Genomic DNA, 16,357 nt, shown 5'->3' on the forward strand with positions numbered 1-16,357 from the left:
CTTGTGAACACGCCACAGCGTATTTGATCGTGGGTGGTGTACTGACACGTATGGCAGCGACACAGCGAGGGACAACCGCGCTCGATCGGATGCGCAGCCGCCTCGAACGCGTCGACGTGACGTGTTCGGGCTGTGGCTACGAGGACGAGGCGGGGTGCTGGGAGTCCGTGACCGACGGGAGCCACATCCGGTACCGGCGCGTGTGTCCGTGCTGCGGGCGCAGTCACGACGTGACCTATCGGCTCTGAGACGCCGCTACAGCAGCGACAACGGGAGCGTCCAGAAGTCAGTGTGGGCGTCGGCCAGCGCGTCGGCGGGGTCGCCGGTGGCGTCGACGGCGGCGGTCGCGGCGGCGTCGAACGCGTCCAGCAGCGTGTCTTGGCCCACGACGAACAGCCGATCGGCGTCGATGTCCGCGAGCGCGCGCTGGCATTCTTCGAGGTGGGCCTGGATCTGTTCGTCGCGCAGTCGCTCGAAGCGCGCCTGGGAGAACCCGCCTTTCGAGTGGTCGCTTTTCACGTTGCTGGTGAACCCGTCGAAGGAGCGGCGGTCGCCGTCACGGTAGACGCCGACCGCGAACAGGTCCGCGCGCACCACGGCCAACGCGTACCGGCCGGTGGGCGCGAGCCAGTCGCGTTCGATGCGCGCCGTCTGGCCCCACTCGCAGAACGGCTCGGGTGGGTTCGGCGGGCGGAGCGCCGTGGAGACGATGCCGTCGCGGTCGTGCACGACGAGGCAGGGCGCTGCGCGCGCGACCAGGGGCGCGCGGTCTCCGAGGGCGTCCCGGAGCCGCGCCGGCGGGTCGTCGGCGACGTACGCCGTGAGCACGCCCTCCGGGCCGGCGTCGAGGCTCTCCAGGAGGGCGAGGACGCGGTCGCGGCGGCGGCCGGTGAGGGCGATGCGGTCGCGGAACTCGGGGGCGGCGTCGCCGGAGTCCGTGCGGTCGAGTCGGTCCTGGAGTTCCTCGATTTTCGTTTCCAGTTCGTTGGCGCGGCGCTCTGCCGCCTGGCGCTTGCGGGCCGCCTCGCTGCGGCGGTCGGCCTCGGCGTCCAGTTGCTGCTGGAGGGAGTCGGCCTCGGCTTCGAGGTCGTCGATCCGGGCCTTGAGTTCGGTGCGCCCGAGGAGGTCGTCGAGCATGGAGTGATCGCGGGGGGCTGCGAGTATAGGCGTTGCGCCGCGTGTCAGACGGCGCCGATGTCGAGCAGGCGGGCGGCGTGGTCGCGTTTCGCGAGCAGGACCTCCGAGAGCGTCGGCGGGTTGTCGACGTTCAGGTCGTCGAGGCAATCGGCGGGCACTGCAAGCGTCTGCTGTGGGACGTCCGCCTGGCCGTCGACCGCGAGGTGGGCGTCCCCGAGTTTCATCACGAGCGGGAGGTCGGTCCGGGAGACGCCGGCCGCGGTGGTGTACAGCTGTTCGTTGACCCGCTGGTGGTGCGACCGGTTGATGGCGGCCCGGCCGGTGTCCGCGGGTTCGACGTACAACCGTCCGAGGTAGTAGCCGCTTGAGAACGCCTCGAACATGCATGTGTATGTTTGTCACACTCACGGATAAGTGCATCGCCCAACCCGGCACAAATTGCTGGTTCAGCCAAGCAGACACCCTTTTCAGCGCCGGCGATCAACCAGGAACTGTATGGACTCAGGGGCATTGCTGGATCTGCTCGGCAACGAGAACCGCCGACGCATCCTCCAGTTGCTCGCACGCAAGCCCTGCTACGTCACGGAGATCTCCGAGTACATCGGCGTCAGCCCGAAAGCCGTCATCGACCACCTCCAGCAGCTCGACGACGCTGGCCTCGTCGAGTCCCGGGTTGACGACCAACGCCGCAAGTACTTCCACATCGCCGAGAACCTCCGCCTGGAGGTGCAGCTGTCGCCGTTCGGGTACGGCGCGAAGTCGGCATACCCCGCAAGCACGGACCTCGATCTGGCGCGGTGCCAGTACGTCTCGGTGCGCATCGAGGAGCGGGACTCGAACGCGGAGGTCAACGAGCTCGCCGCGAAGCTCAAGGAGCTGAACGAGCTCGAACGCGAGCTGTCGATGGCCCAACGCTGGGTGCAGGGCCAGCTGGCCGACGTGCAGGCGGCGCTCGGCGACGCGATCGGTGACGGCCCGGACCGCCTCTACGCCGACGTGCTGGCGGCGCTCGCCGACGACTCGCGGACCGCTCGCGACGTCGCGGAGGCGCTGGAAGCACCCGTCCCACTGATCGACGGCGTCCTGCAGACGCTGGCCGACCGGGGGTTGGTCGTGGAGCGCGCCGACGGCGAGTACGCGATCGCGGAGTAGCAACCTTTTCCTCCGGTGGTGCGGTACTGCGGCGTATGACAGCAGACCCAGGGGATCGCGTGCGCGTCACGCACGGTGACGCCAGCCACGAGGGCGTGTTGGTGCCGTCACCGTCGGACGACCATCTCGTCGTGAAACTCGACTCGGGGTACAACGTGGGCGTCGACACCGCCGACGCGGACATCGATGTCCTGGACGCCGACGCCGTCACCGTCGACGGCGACACCGGCGAGGACGCGGCGGGATCGACCGTCGAGTTCGACGACGACCTGCCGACGATTGCGCTCATCTCGACGGGCGGCACGATCGCGTCGACGGTCGACTACCGGACCGGCGCGGTCACCGCACAGTTCGACGCCGAGGACGTGTTGCGGGCGGTGCCGGACCTCGCGGGCCGCGCCAACTACCGGGGCCGCGTCGTCGCGAACATCCTCTCGGAGAACATGGAGCCCTCGATCTGGCAGGACCTCGCGGCGGCCGTCCGCGAGGAGATCGAAGCGGGCGCGGACGGCGTGGTCGTGATGCATGGCACCGACACCATGCAGTTCTCCGCGAGCGCGCTCTCGTTCATGCTTGAGACGCCGGTCCCGGTGGTGTTCACGGGCAGCCAGCGGTCCGCCGACCGGCCGTCCTCGGACAACGTGATGAACGCCGTCTGCGCCGTCGAAGCCGCGAAAAGCGACGTCGCCGAGGTCATGGTCTGCATGCACGCCACCGAGAGCGACGACCGGTGTGCGCTCCACCGCGGCACCCGCGTGCGCAAGACCCACACCAGCCGCCGGGACGCCTTCGAGACGGTGGGTGCGACCCCGCTGGGGTACGTCGACTACGACGCCGCCAGCGAGGCCGCGACCGCGGACGCCCGCGGGGTCACCGTCGAGGGCGCACACGCCGCCCGCGGCGACGCCACCCTGGACGTCGCGTCGGCGCTGGAGCCGGCGGTGGATCTGGTGAAGTTCACGCCCGGGATGAACGAGTCGCTGCTGGCGGCCTGCGAGGGCAGCGCCGGCGTGGTCATCGAGGGCACCGGCCTGGGCCACGTCCACAGCGATCTCACGGACACCATCGGGTCGCTGGTGGATGACAGCACGACGGTCGTCATGACCAGCCAGTGTCTCGAAGGGCGGGTGTGTGACCGCGTCTACGACACGGGCCGGGATCTGCTCGCGGCGGGCGTCGTGGAGGCCGGCGACACCCTGCCGGGGACGGCGAAAGTGAAGCTGATGTGGGCACTGGCGAACGCCGACGACCCCGAGGCGGCGATGCAGGAGTCGGTCGCTGGCGCGCTCACCACGCAGTCCCGCCCATGGACGGCATGAGCGGGGAGTTGACCGTCCGGCAGGCGAGGCTGTCCGACCACGAGGCCGTCACGGCGTTCACCAGCGACACGTGGGCCGAGCGCCGCGACAACGGCGACTACATCCCCCAGATCTTCGAGGAGTGGGTGGCCACCGACGGCCCCCGCCAGCGCACGTTCGTCGCGGACGCCGGCGACGACATCGCGGGCATCGTGCAGTTCGTGCAGCTGTCGGCCCACGAGGCCTGGGCACAGGGGATGCGCACGAACCCCGAGTACCGGGGGTCGGGGGTCGGCCTGCAGCTCGTGCACGCGGGCTTCGACTGGGCGCGCGAACAGGGCGTGACCGTCGCCCGGAACATGGTGTTCTCCTGGAACGTGATGGGGCTGGGGCACTCGCGGGCGTCCGGGTTCGCGCCGGCGACCGAGTTCCGGTGGGTGCACCCCACGCCGGACGCCACGGCGACCCCGAGCCGGGCCGTGACCGGTGACGTCAACGCGGCCTGGCGGTTCTGGCAGTCGAGTCGCGCCCGCGACCGCCTCCAGGGGCTGGCGCTGCACACCGACGAGTCGTGGGCGCTGGCGGAGCTCACGCGCGACCGGCTGGCGGCGGCCAGCAGCGAGCGCGACGCCCTCCTGGTGGTGCAAGACGACGCCGCCGGCACGGAGGGGTTCACCTTCCGGGCGCGGACCTACGACCGGGAGAACGCCGACGGCGTCACCGAGACGTGGGCGGAGTACGGCGTCGCCGGCTGGACTGACGCCGAGGCCTGCCGGGACATCCTGGCGGCGGTCGCGCGCGACGCCGCGCGCGTCGACGCGGATCGCACCCGGGTGTTGCTCCCCGAGGACGTGGGCATGGTCAGCGACGTGGCGGTGACGCGCACGGACATCGGCGACACGCCGGATTTCGTGCTGGCCGCCGACCTCACGAGCGACTACCGGGCGTAGTCACCACGTGGTGGCCACCACTCCGGGGTAGTCAGCGAGCACGCCGTCCACACCGGCCCGCCGGCAGCGCGTGGCGTCCAGCCAGGTGTCGACGGTCCAAGCGTTCACCGTCAGGCCGGCGTCGTGTGCGCGCGCCACGAGCGAGGTGTCCTCGATGCGGTCGACGGGCGGGTGCAGCGCCGCACAGTCGGTCGCGGCGGCGCGAGCCAGCCCGCGCTGGCCGTCGACGCACAGCGCCGCGCGCGGAACGCCGGGGGCGGCGTCCCGGGCCGCGGCGAGTGCGCCGTCGAAAAACGACGAGAACACCACGGGCGTGTCGGCGACCGCGGCGGCCACGCTGTCGACGAACGGCTGCCAGCGCGACTGCGGGGGGCCGTCGGTTCCGGGCGTGGTCACACACCCGGGGGATTTGAGTTCGACGTGCAGCGTGGTGTCGCCGGTGACGGCGTCGGCGACGGCGGCGAGCGTCGGCACGCCCGCCCCGGACCCGAGCACGTCGGCGTCGGCCAGCGCGTCCGGGGTGGCGTCCCACACGGCCCCGGTGGCGTCGGTGATCCCGCGGGCACCGTCGGCGTCGTCGAGGCGGTGGTCGTGGAAGACGACCGGCGTGCCGTCGCGGGCGGGTTGGACGTCGACCTCGATGCCGTCCGCGCGGTCGACGGCCCCGCGAACCGCGGCGAGCGTGTTCTCGGGTGCGACGCCGGCGAACCCGCGGTGTGCGAGCAGGCGCATCAGCCCCCACTGACCGGCGGGAACATCGCCAGTTCGTCGCCGGCAGCGATCGCGGTGTCGAGGTCGTCGGCGTCGACGGTGACGCCGTTGACGAGCACGTTGACGTGTGCTGCGAGGCTGCCGTCGGCGGCGAGCACGCGGTCGCCGAGCGCCGGGTAGTCGGCCACCAGCGCGTCGAGGGCGTCCTGTACGGTGGGGTCGTCGGTGGGCACGGCGACGGTCACGGTGTCGTCGCCCGCCACCTCCGAGAGGTCGGCGAACAGCTGCCACTCCATACCACTACGTCGTCGGCCGCCCGGCATATGTGCTGCGGGGTCGCCACAGCCCGGCGGCGTCGCCGCGCTTATTACGTGGGGCGTCGGCGTAGCCGTATGGACGGCGCCGAGCGCGTGCCCGGGCGGCTCGCGGTGGCGTTGACCCTGGTGGTCGCGGTGTTGTCCGTCGCCACCGGCGTCGTCGGCATCATCGACCCCGGCACGGGGTTCGGGCCGGTGGCGGAGTACGTGCCGGCGTGGGTCAGCCAGGCCGCCGGGTTCACGGGCGCGCTCACTGGGTTCCTGTTGGTGGTGAGCGCGGTCGGGCTGCGGCGCGGGCTCCGGGCGGCGTGGTACTCGACGGTGGTTCTGCTGCCGGTCACCGCCGCCCAGGGGCTGTTGCAGGCGACGCCGTACTCGGTGCCACTGGTGGTGGTGTCGGTGGGGTCGCTTCCCGTCGTCGGCGTCACCGCCGGCCGGTTCACGGGTCGCACGCCGCGGTCCACGAGCCAGCTCGCCGTCGGAACCGGACTCATCGGGGTGCTGGCGTACGGCACCGTCGGCACGTACGCGCTCCGCGGCGACGACGGCTTCCGGGCGGTGTCGACGGTGCTCGACGCGTTCTACTACACGCTGGTCACCGCCACCACAGTCGGGTACGGCGACATCACACCCACCACGCAGGCCGCGCGGCTGTTCTCGCTGTCCGTGCTCGTGAGCGGCGCTGCGAGCTTCGCGGTTGCGCTCACGACCCTGATCGGGCCGGCCCTGGAAGCGCGCCTCGCGAACGTCCTTGGACGCATGACACAACGCGACCTCGACGCCCTCAACGATCACGTGGTCGTTGCGGGGTACGGCGATCTCACGGAACCGATTCTGACAGAGCTCGACCGCGGCCCCGGCGAGTACGTCGTGGTGACCAGCGACGACCGGAGCGTGACCGCGCTGCGGGAGCGCGACCTGCACGTGCTCGTGGCGGAGCCGGCCGACGACGAGGCGCTGACGCGGGCGGGCGTCGACCGCGCTCGCGCCGTCGTCGCGGCGACCAACGACGACGGCGAGGACGCACTCGTGGTGTTGACCGTGCGGGAATCCCACCCGGATGTGGCGGTGGTCGCGGCCGCCAGCGACCAGGAGAACGAGGCGAAACTCCGGCGCGCGGGCGCCGACACCGTGATCAGCCCGGCGGTCATCGGCGGCCGGCTGATCGCGCAATCCGCGCTGGGCGACCACGACGCCGAGCGCAAGGCCCACGACGTGGTCGGGGACGCCGCCGACCCGTAGCCGGCCGGGTCACCCCATGTGGACGAGCGCGACGTCGGTGTCGAGGTCCGCGACGCGCTCGTAGGTGGGCCGCGAGAAGAACTTCGAGGCGGCCGACCGGTCGGTGCTGGCGCCGAGCAACACCAGATCGTAGTGGCTGTCGTTGCGTTCGATGAACGACTCCACGGACGACCGCGAAACCCGGGTTTCGCAGCTCGTGTCGACGACGTCAGTGAGGCTGGCGAGCGACGACTCCGCCCGGCGGCGGTCGCGCTCGGACTCGACACACGAGCACGCGCTGACCGTGCCGTCGTGGCCGGCGAGGCGCGCGGCGTAATCCAGCATCGCGTGTGCGACGTCGGACGCCGACCGCACGGGCACCATGATGCGCTTCCAGTTGGTGGTGTCGTCGCCGGCCTGCAGCGCCACCACGTCGACGGACGATCCGAACAGCGTCGTGACGAACGGCGACAGCCCGCCGTCGAAGTCGCCCGCGTCGTCGCCGGCGGCGAGCGGCGTCACGACCAGATCGCAGTTGGCCTCGTCGGCGGTTGCCAGCACGGTCTTGGCGGGGTCGTTGTCGGCGACCGCGACCACGACCTCACACTGCACGCCGACCGCCGTTTCGACCCGCGAGGCCTGGGTTTCGAGGCGCTGGGCGGCGGTTTCGGCGGCGTCCTGCTCGGCGGGCGAGGCGGCGTTCTCGACGCGCGCGTCGTCGTCGGGTGCGGTCCGGATGCAGTTGCGCCGCGCGGCCGCCACGTCCGCGTCGTCGACGATGTCGAGCAACACCACTTTGCCGGCGTCGTGGGCGGCCGCCAGGCGCGCGCCCAGCATCGCCGCCTTCGAAGCCCGAGGCCCGCGCATCGGGACGACGACGTGGTCGTCGGCCGCCGTGGTGTGGTAGAGGTAGCGGGCGCGCTCCTCGTAGACCTGTCTGCGCCAGACCACGAACACCACGGCGACCAGCGACGACGACAGCGCGACACCGGCCACGTACGCGACGCCGGCGTTCCCAGTGAACAGCGCGAGCAGCGCCGTCGAGAACGCCGTCGGGAGCTCCAGGCCCAGCAGCCACGTCGCGCCGCCGGTGGCGAGCACGGCGAGCGCCGCCGCCCCGGCGTCGACGCCGACCGCGGAGGGGGCCACGTCGTAGACGGCCGTGGCGACGACCGTGACCGCACCCCACCCACAGAGCGCGCCGACGGTCATGCCAGCCACGAACGTGACGGGGTCGGCGTACTGGCCGTCGGGGTCCGAGAACAGCGTGTACGTGCCCGACGCCAGCGGCGGGAACAACAGAAACGACACCGCGCCGATGGTGTTCGACAACAGCGTTACCAGCCCGACGAGCAGGGGCACGAACAACAGCACCGACGCGTGCAGGAGGTTGCTCGTGGTTTCCAGCCAGCGCCGGAGCTGGCGGAGTTCGCGCCGCTCGATGCGCGCAACACGGCGGCGCGCGGCGGCGAGTCGACGGCGGACCTCCGGGAGCACAACACCACAGCAGTCCGGTCGGTGACTGTTTGTGTGTTTCGCTCCCGCACGCCCGCGAGCTACGACAGGGCGACGACCGCGTCGAGGGCGATATCGATCGCCCGCGAGACGTTGTTCTGTGCCTTCTCGGGGAGTTCGTCGTCGCTGTCGGCGCCCTTCTGAGTGCCCGCGACCAGGTTGCCGTCGACGGTGCAGATCGCGCCCGCGGCGAGGCCGCGCCGCCGCGCCAGCGAGAACACGGTCGCGGCCTCCATCTCGATGCCCAGCAGGTTCGCGGCCTCCCAGTCGGCGACGTAGTCGTCGCTCTCGTTGTAGAAGGCGTCGTCGCTGACGATGGGGCCGACGTGGACCGTCGCCCCGGCGGGACCGTCGGCGGCTGCGGACTGCTCGTGGTCGCCGACACCCTCGGTGGCTTCGGCGGCGTCGACGAGCTCCGCGAGCACGCTGTACGCCGGGACCGCGGGGTACGTCGCGGACTCGTAGCGCTTGCTCGTGCCTTCGGCTTTGGCGGCGCCGTTGGCGACGATCATGTCACCGACCTCGACGCCGGCCTGGAGGCCGCCGATGGTGCCCACACGGATGACCGTCTGGACGCCGACTTTCGCGAGCTCCTCGATCGCGATGGCGGCGCTCGGGCAGCCGATCCCGGTCGAGCAGATCGTGAGCGAAACCCCCTCGTAGGTGGCGTTGACGACCTTGTACTCGCGGTTCTCCGCGACGACCTCGCTGTCGTCGCAGTGGCTGGCGATGCGGTCGACACGCCCCGGGTCCCCGGGGAGCAACGCGATATCAGTGACGTCGCCGTCCTCGACGAGCAGGTGGGGCTGTTTGGCCATACGCGGGGTTGTGTTGGTGGCGAGAAAAAGCCGTGGATCCGGTGGCGGTCAGAACTGGCTGTCGAGAAACGACGCGGCGTCGGCGCGCGTCGGCGCGGTGCGCGCGCCCTCGTGTTGGGCGGCGAGCGCGCCGCAGGCGTTGCCGAACTCCAGGGCGCGCTCGTGGTCGCCGCCGTCAAGCACCACGGCGACGAACCCGGCGGCGAACGCGTCGCCTGCGCCGGTCGTGTCCACGGGGTCGACCGCGAACCCGGGGTGGGTGACCGACCCGCTGGGGGTGTGGACGGTCGCGCCGTCGGAGCCGTGTTTGACGACGACGACGCGGTCGCTGTCGGGGGCGGTCGGGCCGCCGTCGTCGTCGAGAACGGCGCCGGCTTCGTTGTCGTTGACGAACAGGATGTCGGTGCGGGCGAGCGCGTCGCCGTAGTCGCGGTCGCGGAGCCGACGCCCCGGATCGAAGGAGACGGTGGCGTCGTGCTCCCGGGCGAGGGCCGTGAGGCGGGCGGCGGTGGCGGGGCGCTGGCTCGTGAGGTGGACGTGCTCGCAGTCCGCGCCGACCACCGCGGGGTCGAGGTCACCGGGCGCGACGGCCTCGTTTGCGCCGTCGTTGCCGAGCACCATGACCTCCCCACGGCTGTCCACCAGGAGGTATTTGACGCTCGTTTCGAGGCCGTCGACGACGCGCAGGCCGGCGAGGTCGACGCCGGCGGCCTGGAGTTCGCGCTGCGCGAGCAGGCCGTGTTCGTCGTCGCCGACGCTCCCGACGAGGCCCGCGTCGATGTCGAAGCCGGCGAGCGCGCACGCGACGTTGGCGGCGCTGCCACCGCCCGAGCGCCGCTGGGAGACGATCTCGGCTTCCCCGTCGGGTTCGGGGAGCGCATCCACGCGGAGCGTGACATCCCAGTTGACGTGGCCGGCGGCGACGACGCGGCTCATACCAGCGGCCAGCGGCCGCGGCGGCTAAAAGCCTGTGGGGTTGGCGGCGATGAACAACACCACGTTGTGCACGCCGGGACCGAGCCCGACCGCGGCCACGAGCCCGAGGATCGCGGTGCCCTCCTGGGGGCGGTCGCGGACCGACTCCGCGAGCAGAACGACGACGCCGGCCGCCAACGCCAGTTTCACGACCACGAACAGCCAGCCGCCGCCGACGACGGGCGCGGTCGGCAGCGCCCGCGCGAGCTCGATGATGGCGGTCGACAGCGGGGTTTGTTCGCCGTACCCCAGGGCGTCGACGCCGACGGCCGTCGAGGTCGCGTCGAGGGCGTGCCCGAAGACCGCGAGCACGCCGGCCGCGCCGACCGCGCGCGTGTCAGTGGGGCGGATGCGGGCCAGGAGCCGCCAGCTGCCGGCGGTGAGCACCAGCGCCGCGCCGACCGCGCCCAACGGCCACGCGAGCGTGAGCGTGCCGGCGGTCCAGCCACGCGCGAGCGCGGCGGTGATCGGAACGGCGGCGGCGACAGCGCCGACGCCAGCGAGCAGCGCTTGCGGCCGCGCGCCGAACCGGCGGACGGCCAGCCACGTCGCGCCGGCGGCGGCGGCGGTGGTCGCGTAGACGATGGGCGACCCGAAGACGGGGGCGACGGCCGACGGATACAGCCCGAGTTGGTGGCAGGCGTAGAGGCTCGATCCGGCGACCATCCAGGGCGCGAGCGCGAGCACGGCCCGTCCGTCGACGGTGGGCGGGTCGCGTCGCAGCCCCACGAGCACGGCGGCCGCCAGCGCCGCGACGGCGAGGAGGTGTGGCAGCGGCGGGAGCGCGAACCCCGAAGGGAGCACGGCGATGGTGTCCATACGGGGTGGCGTCACGCTCGCGGTGAAAGTGTTGCCTTTCGGGTCAGTCCTCGGCCCACGGTTCGGTGGTGCCGTCACCGTACAGCTCCCGCATCAGGGTGACGATGCTCTCGGGGGGGAACTGCCCGCGCTCGGTGACGATGGCGTCGACGTACCGCGGGGGCGTCACGTCGAACGCGGGGTTCTCGACGGCGGGCGCGCCGAGTTGGTGGCGGTCGGCGGCGGCCAGCACCTCGGTTTCGTCGCGCATCTCGATCTCGACGGTGTTGCCGGTGAGGGTGTCCGGATGCAGTTTCAGCGTTTGGGCCGCCACCATCACGGGCACGCCGCGCTCGCGGGCGACCACGGCGAGCATGCTGGTGCCGATCTTGTTGATGACCGAGCCGTCGGCGGCGATGGAGTCCGCGCCCACGAGCACGTGATCGACGGCGTCGAGGTAGCGACGCCCCGCGTTGTCGACGATCAGCGTCACCGGCACCCCCCATTCGCGGAGCTGGTCGGCGGTGATGTGGCCCTGCTTGCGGGGGCGGGTCTCCTTGACCACGGCTTCGATGTGTTTGCCGTCGTCGAGGGCGGCTTTCACGCACGCCAGGGCGTCCGTGGAGTGGCAGTGGGTCATCACGGTGTCGCCGTCCCGCAGCCGGTTGGCGCCGATCGCGCCCAGGTCGTCCTGGGCGCGGTCGAGTTGCTGGCGGAAGGCGTCGGCGGCGTCGGTGACCGACGCCCGCAGCGCGGCCACCGTCTCCCCGTCGGTGTTGCCGAGCACGTACCGGAGGGCGTTCGGGAGGCTCACCGCCGTCGGGCGGGTGTCCCGGAGGTGGCGGGCCGCCGCCCGAAGCTCCGCGCGGAACGCGGCGGGCGAGTCGGCGTCGCTGTCGGTGGCCTGGGATTCGAGCGCGTCGGCGGCCGCCCGCGCGATGGTTGCCGCGCCCCGGATCTCCATGTCGGCGATGTCGTCGGCGGTCGCCCGCACGTCCTCGGTGACCATACTCGGGCTACGCGCCCACGAAGAAAAGGGTTCGGCGACGCGTCAGTTCTCGTCGGTGTCGGCCGACGCCGCGCGCGCGTCGAACTGGTCGAGCAGGTCGTTGAGCGTTGACACCTGGTCGTCGAGGTCGTCGGCGCGCCCGGCGACCTCCGAGACCGACGCCGCCTGTTCCTCGGCGGCCGCCGACACCTGCTGGGACTCGGTGGCGGTGCGGTCGCTGAGGTCCGTGACCTCGTCGATCATCGTGACGACCTCCTCGGTGGAGGCCGCCTGCTCGTCGGTGGCGTCGCTGATCGACTGCACGCTGCCGTTTGCGGCCTCGACCTGGTCGCCGATGTCGTCGAGCGCCGCCAGCGCCGCCTCGATGGTCTCGCTGCCGGCGTCGACGCGGTCGCCGAGTTCGGACATGTCCGCGACCGTGTCCGCGACGTCGGCCTGCACGTCGTCGACCAGCGTCTCGATCTCCGTGGCCGATTCTTTGACCTCATCGGCGAGGTCCTTGACCTCGTCGGCGACCACCGCGAAGCCGTCGCCGCTCTTGTCGGCGCGGGCGGCCTCGATGTTGGCGTTCAACGCCAGCATGTTCGTCTGCTCGGCGATGTCCGTGATGACGCCGGTCACGTCGCCGATGGCGTCGACGGCCGCCTCCAGGGCGGTCACGCGCTCGACGGCGCTGTCGGCGGTCGCCTCGATGCGTTCGAGTTCGGCGACGGCGTCCTCGCCGAGCTCCTGGCCGCGCTCGCTCTCGGTGGCGGCCTGGTTGACCGTCTCGGCGACGTCGTCGGCGCTGGCCGCGATCTCCTCGACGGTCGCGGACAGCGACGTGACCTCGTCGCCGACCGTGCCGAGGCGGTCGCGTTGCTGGTCGGCGTCCGCGGAGATGTCCTGGACGGATTCGCTGACCTGGTCGCTGGCGCTGCGGATCTCCGCGGCGCTCGTGGACACGTCGGTGCTGGCGGCGTCGACCGCGTCGGCGATCGACCGCACCTGTGCCAGCGTGGCTTCCACGTCGCCCATCATGTCGTTGAACGCCTCGGCGATGTCCTGCATCGGCTCGCTGTCGACGTCCTCGTCGAGGCGTCTGGTCAGATCACCGGCCGCCGCGGCCGCCATCTCGTCGCTGTACTCGGCGGCGCGACGCTCCAGGCGCTCGTTCAACCGCTCCGAGGCTGCACGCGCCTCTTCGGCGTCTTTGCGCGTCTGCTCGGCGTCCTCGCGGGCCTCATCGAGGTCCGTAATGAGCGCCTCCAGGCGCGTGTGCATCTGTGAGAGTGACGCGCCGAACGCCCCGGGGAGGTCTTCGTCGAGCACGTCCGCGTCGAAGTTCTGGTCGGCGAGCGCGTCGGCCTGGCTGGCGGCCGTGGTGAGATACGTCTGCATCTCCCCGAACGCCCCGACGAGCTGTCCGAGCTCGTCGGTGCGGTCGGTGTCGGGGATCGTGGTGTCGAGGTCGCCGTCGGCGATGGCGGCCGCGACGCCCGCCAGCTCGTCGAGGGCGCTGGACGTGCGCCGCCCGACAGTCAGCCCGACCAGCAGCAGGCCCACGAGTGCCACCACGACGAGGCCGGCGAGGTTCTGCGTGACCTCCGACTGGAGCGCGTACGCCTGCCCGCGGGGGACGTGGTAGGTCAACACCCAGTCGGTGCCGGCGACCGGCGTGTACGCGGTGGCGTACCGGCCGTCGTCCATGCCGGTGCGTTCGGGTTCGGTGTTGTAGACGGTCTGACCGCTGCGCGCGGTCGCAACCGCAGCCGGAACGTTGCCCGCGGTGTCAGTGTACTGTTCCAGCAGCGCGCGGTTCCGGTTGTCGAGCGTGATGACGCCGTCGCCGTTGACGACTTTCACGTCGCCGGTGGCGATCGGGGAGTTGAACGACTGGGAGTGTTGGGCCAGCGACACGGTCATCACGAGCACCCAGCCGGGTTTGTCCGTGGGCGCAGTCATGGCGACCACGGGGGAGTCGTCGACCTCGTAGGGGTCGGAGACGGACACGTCGGTGGTGCCGTCCTCGATGGTGGACAGCCACGGCGCGTCGCCGGCCTGGAGTGTCGTCCCGGAGCGCGCGTCGTCGGTGCTCGCGACCACGGTGTCCTGGCTCGTGGACACCACGTGGATGGCGCGCACGTCCTGTTGGAGGGTTGCGAGCTGGCGTTCGAGCTGTGGTTTGACGTCGCTCGTCCGGACCGCATCACCCCCGATGTCCGAGGCCAGGAACGTCGTGGTCGATTCTTTCTGTGTGAGCCAGTCGTGCAGCGTTGCGGCCTGCTGTTCGGCGATACCCGACACGCGGCGCTCGGTGTTCTCGCCGACTGTCGACTGGGTTTGGAGGTGGATGTAGCCGCCGGCGGCCGCCACGATGATCACCACCACGAGCAACAACACGTTGAACTTCGCCGCGTAGCTGCCCCGGATGCGCGCGGGGAGCACGCGCTCGAAGAGTCCGCGGTCGATGTCGCTCACGCGTCACCACCGTCCGTGAAGTATCCGGATTTCAGCAGCTCGCGGGTCTCGATACCGGCGTCAGTGAGCTGTTGGATGAGGTAGCCGGTGACCGGTTCGAGGGCGGCGGTGAGGTCGACGTTCCCGGTGGCCCCGTTGTAGTTGAGTTCGCGGCCGGCGTCGATGAGGTCGGTCGCGCGCCCGAAGTCGCCGACGGTGATCGAGTGACCGACGCCGCCGGAGACGGACTGGAGCGCGCCGGCGACGGCGCGCGGAGTCGGGTCGCCGCTGTAGGACGCCGCGAGCAACGCGAGCGCGGCCGCGTCGTAGGCGTTCTCGGTGTACGGCTGCAGCGGGGTGGCGTCGCTGAGGGCGCGCCGGAGGCGCTTGGTACCGACGGTGTTGACGCTGTTGACGGTCGCGATGTAGGCGCCGTTCCAGCTGGGCGGCGAGGACGCCGACGCGAGCGCGGAGCTGAGCGCGATTTCGCCGCCGTATTCGCGGCCGACCAGCTCGTCGATGACGCCGCTCGAGGAGCCGGGCGAGCCGATGAACGCGACGGCGTCCGGGTCGGGCGCGAGCGCGTCGTCGACCGGCCCGCCCGGGGTGTCGGTCCCACCCTGATAGGGGACCGACGCCAGCAGGTCGGCCCCGAGGCGGTCGGCGAGCACGTCGGCCAACGCGGCCCCGAACGCGTTGTCGACGTAGAGGATGGTGGCCGTGTCGGCGGCGGCGTACATGTCGTCGTCGACGATCTTCGCCATGACGGCGGCCTGCTGGCTGTCGTTGGGGCAGGTGCGGGCGACGAACTTCTGGCCGTCGCTGCGGCCCGCGGTGGCGATCGCGGGCGCGGTTGTGGAGGGGCTGACGAGGAGCTGTGCGTCCGCGGCGGCCTGCTCGGTGAGCGCCGTCGTCACGCCGCTGAGCACGGGGCCGACGATCGCCAGGGGGGACTCGTCGGCGGCGAGCGTGGCGTACCGGTCGGCCGCCACCGACGGGTCAGCTTCGGTGTCTTTCGAGACGTGGACGACATCGCGGCCGTTGATCCCGCCGCCGCGGTTGGCGTGCTCGACGGCGGTGTCGATGGCGCGCTGGTGGTCGGCGGCGAGGGCACCGAGTGAGCCGGGGCCGGACAGCGGGAGCAGCGAGCCGACGGTGACGGGCTGGCCTGCCCCCCCGACGCCGGCACAGCCAGCGAGCCCGGTGGCTGCGGTGGCTCCGATCGCGCCCAACCACTCTCGTCTGGTCGTGCTATGCATACTCAATCACTGCTAACTGTCGCATTTCAACCTTCGGGTGGCGTTATCAGCGAAGAGAGCCACGGAATATTTCCACGCGCCGGGCTGTTGTCCGGGTATGGACCGCGAGACACTCGCCGCCCGCATCGACCACACCGTGCTGGGACCGACCACGACACGCGCGGACGTGTTGAGCGTGGTCGACGACGCCGAAGCCCACGGGATGAACGTCTGTATCCCGCCGTGTTACGTCGCCGACGCCCGCGACCACGCGTCCGCCGACCGCACCATCGCCACCGTGATCGGGTTCCCACACGGCACGCAGGCAACCAGCGTGAAGGTCGCGGCCGCCGAGCGCGCGCACGCCGACGGCGCGGACGAACTCGACCTCGTGATCCCCATCGGCCGACTGAAAGGCGGCGACCACGAGGCGGTGACCGCGGAGATCGCGGCCGTGAACGACGCCACGCCGCTGCCGGTGAAAGTCATCATCGAAACGCCGGTGTTGACCGACGCCGAGAAACGCGCCGCCTGCGAGGCGGCGGCCGACGCCGACGCGGCGATGGTGAAGACGGCGACCGGCTTCACCGACGGCGGGGCGACGGTCCCCGACGTGTCGCTGATGAGCGAGTACCTCCCGGTGAAAGCCAGCGGCGGCGTCGGGACGTACGCCGACGCCGCGGCGATGTTCGACGCCGGCGCGGTGCGCATCGGCGCGTCCTCGGGGGTCGACATCGTGGCGTCGTTCGCGGAGTAGGCGCCATCACTGGCGACCGCAT

General features: G+C 71.6%; 17 protein-coding genes. 6 read left to right on the top strand and 11 right to left on the bottom strand.

From position 1 onward, the window contains the following. The first annotated feature begins 50 nt into the window (after positions 1-50). Positions 51-248, top strand: coding sequence for an HVO_0649 family zinc finger protein (locus ACOZ32_RS01385; RefSeq protein WP_049892519.1), 198 nt, complete (start codon positions 51-53; stop codon positions 246-248). 7 nt (positions 249-255) lie between these two features. Here ACOZ32_RS01385 and ACOZ32_RS01390 read toward each other — a convergent pair whose 3' ends face one another. Beyond that, positions 256-1,137, bottom strand: a complete 882-nt coding sequence (locus ACOZ32_RS01390) for a Vms1/Ankzf1 family peptidyl-tRNA hydrolase (RefSeq protein ID WP_205252090.1) — start codon at positions 1,135-1,137, stop codon at positions 256-258. Positions 1,138-1,181: 44 nt separating this feature from the next. Then, a complete protein-coding gene (locus tag ACOZ32_RS01395; RefSeq protein ID WP_424334868.1) occupies positions 1,182-1,520 on the bottom strand; it encodes a DUF5802 family protein in 339 nt (112 codons plus the stop codon). Positions 1,521-1,632: 112 nt separating this feature from the next. Between ACOZ32_RS01395 and ACOZ32_RS01400 the strand changes: the two genes are divergently transcribed. From ACOZ32_RS01400 to ACOZ32_RS01410, 3 genes are read left to right on the top strand one after another with little or no spacing between them, the layout of a single operon-like run. Beyond that, positions 1,633-2,289, top strand: a complete 657-nt coding sequence (locus tag ACOZ32_RS01400) for an ArsR family transcriptional regulator (RefSeq protein ID WP_010903348.1) — start codon at positions 1,633-1,635, stop codon at positions 2,287-2,289. 35 nt (positions 2,290-2,324) lie between these two features. Beyond that, positions 2,325-3,608 carry a Glu-tRNA(Gln) amidotransferase subunit GatD gene (gatD, locus tag ACOZ32_RS01405; RefSeq protein ID WP_424334869.1) on the top strand — a complete coding sequence of 428 codons (1,284 nt, stop codon included), beginning with the start codon at positions 2,325-2,327 and terminating at the stop codon, positions 3,606-3,608. Beyond that, on the top strand, positions 3,605-4,537 hold the full coding sequence (locus ACOZ32_RS01410; protein WP_012289391.1) for a GNAT family N-acetyltransferase: 933 nt from the start codon (positions 3,605-3,607) through the stop codon (positions 4,535-4,537). Before gatD ends, ACOZ32_RS01410 begins: the two co-directional genes overlap by 4 nt. Here the strand turns inward: ACOZ32_RS01410 and ACOZ32_RS01415 are convergent, their stop codons facing one another. Then, on the bottom strand, positions 4,538-5,269 hold the full coding sequence (locus ACOZ32_RS01415) for a glycerophosphodiester phosphodiesterase (protein WP_205250983.1): 732 nt from the start codon (positions 5,267-5,269) through the stop codon (positions 4,538-4,540). Then, complete coding sequence (locus ACOZ32_RS01420) at positions 5,269-5,544, bottom strand: ubiquitin-like small modifier protein 1 (RefSeq protein ID WP_012289392.1); 276 nt, start codon at positions 5,542-5,544, stop codon at positions 5,269-5,271. Before ACOZ32_RS01420 ends, ACOZ32_RS01415 begins: the two co-directional genes overlap by 1 nt. 96 nt (positions 5,545-5,640) lie before the next feature. On the opposite strand from ACOZ32_RS01420, the gene ACOZ32_RS01425 reads away from it, so the two are divergent. Continuing rightward, complete coding sequence (locus tag ACOZ32_RS01425; protein ID WP_235262872.1) at positions 5,641-6,807, top strand: NAD-binding protein; 1,167 nt, start codon at positions 5,641-5,643, stop codon at positions 6,805-6,807. Between the two features lie 9 nt (positions 6,808-6,816). Here the strand turns inward: ACOZ32_RS01425 and ACOZ32_RS01430 are convergent, their stop codons facing one another. Genes ACOZ32_RS01430 through basB form a run of 7 tightly spaced genes read right to left on the bottom strand, consistent with a single transcriptional unit; the run spans position 6,817 to position 15,599 of the window. Further along, positions 6,817-8,283, bottom strand: a complete 1,467-nt coding sequence (locus tag ACOZ32_RS01430; protein ID WP_205250985.1) for an HPP family protein — start codon at positions 8,281-8,283, stop codon at positions 6,817-6,819. A 59-nt stretch (positions 8,284-8,342) separates the two neighbouring features. Next, positions 8,343-9,119 carry a nucleoside phosphorylase gene (locus tag ACOZ32_RS01435; protein WP_205250986.1) on the bottom strand — a complete coding sequence of 259 codons (777 nt, stop codon included), beginning with the start codon at positions 9,117-9,119 and terminating at the stop codon, positions 8,343-8,345. A gap of 48 nt (positions 9,120-9,167) precedes the next feature. Next, positions 9,168-10,055 carry a carbohydrate kinase family protein gene (locus ACOZ32_RS01440; protein ID WP_235157637.1) on the bottom strand — a complete coding sequence of 296 codons (888 nt, stop codon included), beginning with the start codon at positions 10,053-10,055 and terminating at the stop codon, positions 9,168-9,170. A 24-nt stretch (positions 10,056-10,079) separates the two neighbouring features. Beyond that, positions 10,080-10,904, bottom strand: coding sequence for a DUF63 family protein (locus ACOZ32_RS01445; protein ID WP_424335255.1), 825 nt, complete (start codon positions 10,902-10,904; stop codon positions 10,080-10,082). 52 nt (positions 10,905-10,956) lie between these two features. Next, positions 10,957-11,901 carry a ribose 1,5-bisphosphate isomerase gene (locus ACOZ32_RS01450; protein WP_205252096.1) on the bottom strand — a complete coding sequence of 315 codons (945 nt, stop codon included), beginning with the start codon at positions 11,899-11,901 and terminating at the stop codon, positions 10,957-10,959. Between the two features lie 42 nt (positions 11,902-11,943). Continuing rightward, positions 11,944-14,361 (bottom strand): chemotaxis signal transducer protein BasT, encoded by a 2,418-nt coding sequence (basT, locus tag ACOZ32_RS01455; protein WP_424334870.1) that lies wholly within the window; start codon positions 14,359-14,361, stop codon positions 11,944-11,946. Then, entirely contained in the window at positions 14,358-15,599 is a 1,242-nt protein-coding gene (basB, locus tag ACOZ32_RS01460) for a chemotactic signal transduction system substrate-binding protein BasB (protein ID WP_424334871.1), read from the bottom strand. Before basB ends, basT begins: the two co-directional genes overlap by 4 nt. A gap of 97 nt (positions 15,600-15,696) precedes the next feature. On the opposite strand from basB, the gene deoC reads away from it, so the two are divergent. Beyond that, complete coding sequence (gene deoC, locus ACOZ32_RS01465; RefSeq protein ID WP_205250991.1) at positions 15,697-16,335, top strand: deoxyribose-phosphate aldolase; 639 nt, start codon at positions 15,697-15,699, stop codon at positions 16,333-16,335. Positions 16,336-16,357 lie beyond the last annotated feature (22 nt).

Origin of the sequence: Halobacterium sp. MBLA0001 (assembly GCF_049705385.1) — an archaeon.
GTDB classification, from domain to species: domain Archaea; phylum Halobacteriota; class Halobacteria; order Halobacteriales; family Halobacteriaceae; genus Halobacterium; species Halobacterium salinarum.

Bases quoted from the DNA above. Each gene is read 5' to 3' on its own strand.
- ACOZ32_RS01385 (WP_049892519.1), top strand. From the start codon at position 51: ATGGCAGCGACACAGCGAGGGACAACCGCGCTCGATCGGATGCGCAGC.
- ACOZ32_RS01390 (WP_205252090.1), bottom strand. From the start codon at position 1,137: ATGCTCGACGACCTCCTCGGGCGCACCGAACTCAAGGCCCGGATCGAC.
- ACOZ32_RS01395 (WP_424334868.1), bottom strand. From the start codon at position 1,520: ATGTTCGAGGCGTTCTCAAGCGGCTACTACCTCGGACGGTTGTACGTC.
- ACOZ32_RS01400 (WP_010903348.1), top strand. From the start codon at position 1,633: ATGGACTCAGGGGCATTGCTGGATCTGCTCGGCAACGAGAACCGCCGA.
- gatD (WP_424334869.1), top strand. From the start codon at position 2,325: ATGACAGCAGACCCAGGGGATCGCGTGCGCGTCACGCACGGTGACGCC.
- ACOZ32_RS01410 (WP_012289391.1), top strand. From the start codon at position 3,605: ATGAGCGGGGAGTTGACCGTCCGGCAGGCGAGGCTGTCCGACCACGAG.
- ACOZ32_RS01415 (WP_205250983.1), bottom strand. From the start codon at position 5,269: ATGCGCCTGCTCGCACACCGCGGGTTCGCCGGCGTCGCACCCGAGAAC.
- ACOZ32_RS01420 (WP_012289392.1), bottom strand. From the start codon at position 5,544: ATGGAGTGGCAGCTGTTCGCCGACCTCTCGGAGGTGGCGGGCGACGAC.
- ACOZ32_RS01425 (WP_235262872.1), top strand. From the start codon at position 5,641: ATGGACGGCGCCGAGCGCGTGCCCGGGCGGCTCGCGGTGGCGTTGACC.
- ACOZ32_RS01435 (WP_205250986.1), bottom strand. From the start codon at position 9,119: ATGGCCAAACAGCCCCACCTGCTCGTCGAGGACGGCGACGTCACTGAT.
- ACOZ32_RS01440 (WP_235157637.1), bottom strand. From the start codon at position 10,055: ATGAGCCGCGTCGTCGCCGCCGGCCACGTCAACTGGGATGTCACGCTC.
- ACOZ32_RS01450 (WP_205252096.1), bottom strand. From the start codon at position 11,901: ATGGTCACCGAGGACGTGCGGGCGACCGCCGACGACATCGCCGACATG.
- basB (WP_424334871.1), bottom strand. From the start codon at position 15,599: ATGCATAGCACGACCAGACGAGAGTGGTTGGGCGCGATCGGAGCCACC.
- deoC (WP_205250991.1), top strand. From the start codon at position 15,697: ATGGACCGCGAGACACTCGCCGCCCGCATCGACCACACCGTGCTGGGA.